The sequence below is a fragment of the uncultured Jannaschia sp. genome (genome assembly GCF_947494025.1).
GTDB lineage: Bacteria > Pseudomonadota > Alphaproteobacteria > Rhodobacterales > Rhodobacteraceae > Jannaschia.
The window spans coordinates 1-591 of the sequence record NZ_CANLTQ010000131.1 but is presented as its reverse complement, the minus strand read 5'-3'; the positions used below and the strand labels follow the sequence as shown (position 1 = coordinate 591).

The window sequence follows — 591 nt, the reverse complement described above, 5'->3', positions numbered from 1 at the left end:
CGAGCTGATCGCGGGTCCGACTGCCGATCATGCCATCCTCCAAGCGCTACTGTCGGAAAGATGGAATCAGCAACCGGATGGTTTTTCAACGGCCCCACCCGGCAGCGCTGCCATCCGGCGCCGAGAACCTTGCGTGCGGCGGCCTTGAGGCCCTCGTGTGCATCGCTGATCACCATTTTCATGCCGCGCAGTCCACGACGCGTAAGAGATCGCAGAAAATCGGACCGGAAAGCTTCGGCTTCGGACGGCATGACCGTGATTCCGAGGATCTCGCGGCGGCCGTCCATTGCCCCGCCGGGCGATTGCGCAGCAATCTGCCGAGAGGGGGTGCTCGCGGCGACAGCCACTATCACGGCCATGGAGACGATCCGTCCACCCTCGCGCAGCTTCACGTAGGTGGCGTCGAGCCACAGGCAGGGCCAGTCCCCCTCCAGCGGCCGGTTCAGGAACACCTGCACCCGCTCGTCGATCTCCTCGCAGAGCCGCGACACCTGGCTCTTCGAGGTGCCCGTCAGTCCCCTCTTGTCTTATGCATTTCCCAGCTCCCGGTTTATTTTGGGAGCGGCCACGCGGATTGCGCATGTTCGCGCG

1 pseudogene is annotated in these 591 nt (G+C 64.1%); it reads right to left on the bottom strand.

Features of this window, described 5'->3' with window-relative positions:
• Window positions 1-80 precede the first annotated feature (80 nt).
• Window positions 81-512: pseudogene (locus tag Q1B08_RS21640) on the bottom strand (transposase); the annotation flags it as partial.
• Between the last annotated feature and the right edge of the window lie 79 nt (window positions 513-591).